General features: G+C 31.8%; 5 protein-coding genes. 3 read left to right on the top strand and 2 right to left on the bottom strand.

From position 1 onward, the window contains the following. Nucleotides 1-229: 229 nt before the first annotated feature. A complete protein-coding gene (locus tag FTT63_RS14905; RefSeq protein ID WP_180075659.1) occupies nt 230-1,084 on the bottom strand; it encodes a hypothetical protein in 855 nt (284 codons plus the stop codon). A gap of 699 nt (nt 1,085-1,783) precedes the next feature. Here FTT63_RS14905 and FTT63_RS14900 point away from each other — a divergent pair. From FTT63_RS14900 to FTT63_RS14890, 3 genes are read left to right on the top strand one after another with little or no spacing between them, the layout of a single operon-like run. After that, on the top strand, nt 1,784-2,806 hold the full coding sequence (locus FTT63_RS14900; RefSeq protein WP_218954022.1) for an Abi family protein: 1,023 nt from the start codon (nt 1,784-1,786) through the stop codon (nt 2,804-2,806). A 14-nt stretch (nt 2,807-2,820) separates the two neighbouring features. Further along, the gene (locus FTT63_RS14895) at nt 2,821-3,732 is read left to right on the top strand and encodes an endonuclease/exonuclease/phosphatase family protein (RefSeq protein ID WP_180192453.1); all 912 of its coding nucleotides are present in this window, start codon (nt 2,821-2,823) and stop codon (nt 3,730-3,732) included. A gap of 3 nt (nt 3,733-3,735) precedes the next feature. Beyond that, entirely contained in the window at nt 3,736-4,182 is a 447-nt protein-coding gene (locus FTT63_RS14890; protein ID WP_039048289.1) for a hypothetical protein, read from the top strand. 1 nt (nt 4,183) lies between these two features. On the opposite strand, the gene FTT63_RS15645 is transcribed toward FTT63_RS14890, so the two are convergent. After that, nucleotides 4,184-4,375, bottom strand: a 192-nt coding sequence (locus FTT63_RS15645) for a hypothetical protein (protein WP_218954021.1), incomplete at its 5' end; no start/stop codon positions are given.

Genomic DNA, 4,375 nt, shown 5'->3' with positions numbered 1-4,375 from the left:
TCCGCCTGTTTTAAAATGGACATGATCTGGCTGTCAGTAAATTTAGATGTTTTCATGCAGAATCTCCTGCTCGTATCTTAAGAGAAAATTCTACTTTTAGATCCTTTTATTTTTAGGGGGGATTACCTCATTACTTCATTTATTTTTTATATTTATATAAAAACAAACAGAAAAAATCCCGACAGAATGTCAGGATTTTTGTTGATTTTCACTATTCCATATCTATTCTTTAATTACATAAATACCAATCTGACTTTTTATCCCAAATGATTCTACCAGCCTCTAAATATATATTTTGAAAATGGGCTGATGGAATAGCTTTTACACTGCCATAATTCTGTTTTACACCACGAATAGATAGTTTTAGTTCTTGGCTATTAGTCGGTATACTCTCAAGATTACCAACAACAACACCTTCGAATTTTTCGTATTGTTGCTGACCGAATACTTTTATATTATTTGGAATATTTATGATCGTATCTTTACAAATTGATCGTCCAATATCTTTTTGTGAAGGTTTCTTTCTTGAATTTATAATTGCTGTACGCCTTGCTTCTTCAGCTCTTTGATTTGCTTGAGCTCGCTCTGCTGCTAGACGATACTCTCGCTGGGAATTAAGAATTGATTGATACTGGCTAGGTGTTAAAGTGTAAATTAACATATTTGCTGTAGCAAAGTTTCCACTTGAATTAATATTTAGTTTTGGGACTTTTACTTCAGCTCCCCAAAGTACTTTAGAATTTTTTGTACATGTATATAGCCCCTTTTGGCGGTCATAAATATTTGCCGCTGTAGAGTCATTAAATGAATTAAAAGTCCCCCCATCTATTGATTGACAGTACAACTTTAAAGTATCGACAGGAATCTCAATTTCTTTTGTAATCCATTGATCCTTTATATCTGGAGTTTTATAAGCATATGGTCCTCTAAAATTAGTACTTTTATTTACTAGTTCATGTACATCTTTGTATTTTGAAATATTTTCAATAGATACTTTTTTATCATAGTCTTTGAAAATTAAATGAGCTGTGGTTGAACAACCTGACAAAGCTAATGCGACACCGCATAAAAATAATTTTTTCACGAATTATCCCGTTTTAAACAAATAAATTTTTATTAAAAAAATATAAATATCAATGTATAAATTTTAACAAATATTATTATTTATATGCAACTAGGTGAGTAGTTACCAATTTTTTAGATATCCTTTATATGTTGGATATCCCCCCGTTATACTGATAGAAAAATAATTTAATCAATAAAAAAGCCCGACATCCTGTCGGGCTTTTTCATATCGGGTTGCTAATCTTACTGATCTCGTGCTGCCCATTCCTTGCGCTATTTTCTTATTCTTGTTTTCTGGAAACATCCAGTTCCCCTATGTATTCATCATAGGGCTAATGCTTTGGATTACCAATCCGCAAAATCCTTAAACTTATGTAAGCTTTAGCTTACAAAGTTGGCCTATTTTATCCCAAGAGTTGTCCGCAGAAATTGGGGATTATTTCTGAACGGTGACCCTTGAGAAATCAGGAAAAAATGCTAAAACGAATGTTTTTTGATCAATTTTATTGGCTAAAAGTTACAGTTTTGCTTAAAAAGAAACCGACTTGTTTCCAAGTCGGTTGAACGAGAACGTTCCAGAGGGTATGAATAACGATAAGATACTGATCTTAAAGTAATATTAAAAACGCGTTTCGTATAAGCTCTATTATGTTAATTTTAGAAATTCTAATACATTAACTATTTGACAAAACTATCTTAACTTACTATATTGTACTTAATGACGCTCGCAGCAAGTATTAATTTACTTTCTAGTGAGCTTTTTTTTTGCTTATATTTCATTACATTAATTAATATGCCTTATTCCTTATATTTAAAACCATATAGACAACCAATTGATTTAATTAATGATTTAAAAGGGAAAAATCTGTTATTTAGTAATGAAGTTGAAGCAGAAAAGATTTTAAGCCAAATTAGTTATTACCATTTCAAAATATATCTTCATCCGATGCTTGACCTGCAAGGTACTAACCCTAAGGTTTTTCGTTCTAATTCTTTTTTCGAATCAGGTGTTGAACTATATAGGTTTGATGAAGAGCTAAGAATACTGATGTTTAAAGCTATTGCCAAAATAGAAGTTAAATTACGCAGCAGGTTGGATCATCTAATTTCCAGAACAACTTCAGATCCATTTTGGTATTTAGATAACTCTCTTTTTTTTATTGTTCGAAATAACACTTATGCTATTGATTCTATTAGAGACAAAATAAGTAATGACTTTAATCGAGAAAAAGAACTCTATGCTTCAAACTATAGATCAAAATATTACAATGACAAGCATGATAAATATAAAAACTTACCCCCATTTTGGATTGCCAGTGAACTATTAAGCTTAGGTCAAATTTATAAAATATATGATGCTATTAATCATAGCTTACCAACTATAGATTTCGATAATTTAGCAAAAGAGTTTGGCGCAAAGGATTACAAAGTTTTAGTGAATTGGATCCGATGTATTCGAGATGTCCGTAATCGTTGTGCTCACCACAGTCGCCTATGGAATGCAAAACTTTCTATTCCTAGTAATTTAAATAATGTTTTAACTATTTCATCACCTAATAAACACCGACCATATACAACCATTGCTGTCATTCAAAAAATGCTAAAGAAGCTTCAAATCCAAAATTTGGACCTAAGAGCAGAACTAGAAGATATTTTTAATAGATATCCTTTTGCCAATAATCATATGCATCAAGCAGGGTTCCCCACTAATTGGAATACTGACCCTCTTTGGATTAGGTAAAATGGAACTCAATTATGCCAACTACTGATCTAAATATAATTATTTGGAATGCTAAAATAAGTTCCTCTAGATCAGCAGTTGATCAAAGAAGTTGGAGAATAAGCAAACGTTTTATTGCAAGATTATTAACACAAAATATTGATTTTATTGGATTAATAGAGATTGATGATACTTCCGTAAATTACTTAAATAGTATTTTTGAGCGTTTCAAGATCCCTTATAGAGTTGCTAATGGAACCCAACAAAGAGGAAATACTCGATTTGATACCTGTATCATTTATCGTTCGGATAAATTTTTATTAATTCAAACAGAAAAGCACCATGACTGTGAAAATACGGATTCAAGCTATAAGGGAGAATTCTCTAAAAGCGGTCAAAAGTATGACTTTATTGATGTTTATAACCAAGAACTATTGAGTTTTGTATTAGTACATTGGCCAAGTATATTAACCCCTGAAATTCAGAAGGTTAGGGAGAAAGTAGCGCAAAATTTAAGGTTTCATTTAAATAACTGGTTAGTAGTAAATAACAATATTATTATTGCTGGTGACTTTAACACTGAGCCATATTGCACTAGCTTGACCGAGGATTTATGTAGTTTTAGAGAGCCTAAATCTCCAAGTCGAAGTAAAAATGGATTTGAGCTGCTATATAATCCTTCTTGGAACTTCTTGAATGTTCCCCCTCCATTAAGCCATTCAGTACCTTATTTAACTCTTGGAACGTATTTTTATAAACAGAAAAACTATCAACATTGGTTCAATTTTGATCAAGTAATGTTTGCTAAAAACTTAATAGAAGGTGATTCAGGATGGAAATATTCTGAGAATTCACTAAAAATATTAAATATATTTGATATCACCAATAAGACTGAACGTTGGTCAGATCATTTACCAATTCAATTTAACCTGACATGGAGATCATAACTCATGAGCCATTTTAATTTTGAAGACAGCATCTCCATAGGTATTCAACGAGCAGATGTAGCTGAAAGTAATAAAAATGAAATTGCAGAAATATTCGAGGATTTTTCTCAATCATTTAAGAGAGCGTCAGATAACAAAATTTTTACTAAAATAGATAATCTAACACGTACGATTCGACACAAGACTACCAATGCCTTGTGGGCCTCAGCAGCATCAATTTTAAATGATTATTCGACTGAGTCTTATAAAGCTCTTCGTTTGTCTAATGGCTCTAAATCGTATGAGATTGCTGAAATTATAGAAAATGAAGATGGATATCCACTAAGAATAAAAGTTGATGGCGATACATCGGCATACTCTGATAAAGAAAGCTTAATTAGAGGTCTTTCCCAATTAGCTACAAGAACAGAGGTTGGTAAGTTTTATAAATTACTTCTTGCTGATAGCTAAATTAGAGATAAAAGGCACCGTGAGGTGCCTTTTTATTTAACATAAAATCTCTTATGCGAAATGGGTTTTGTAAGCCCAAAGTAGAAATGTCCGGTTTCTCCAAAGTAAAAATGTCCGCTTTTAGAATATGCACTTTTGCAATTTTCTTAGCGGACGGTTTGATATGTTGGTGTCTATGTCGGATAAAGAACTT

The sequence above is a fragment of the Acinetobacter sp. C15 genome (genome assembly GCF_013420645.1).
Taxonomy (GTDB): Bacteria; Pseudomonadota; Gammaproteobacteria; order Pseudomonadales; family Moraxellaceae; genus Acinetobacter; species Acinetobacter indicus.
This window is presented reverse-complemented; position numbering and strand designations above follow the sequence as displayed.

Coding starts and splice junctions, on each gene's coding strand:
- FTT63_RS14900 (WP_218954022.1), top strand. CDS start 1,784: ATGACGCTCGCAGCAAGTATTAATTTACTTTCTAGTGAGCTTTTTTTT.
- FTT63_RS14890 (WP_039048289.1), top strand. CDS start 3,736: ATGAGCCATTTTAATTTTGAAGACAGCATCTCCATAGGTATTCAACGA.
- FTT63_RS14895 (WP_180192453.1), top strand. CDS start 2,821: ATGCCAACTACTGATCTAAATATAATTATTTGGAATGCTAAAATAAGT.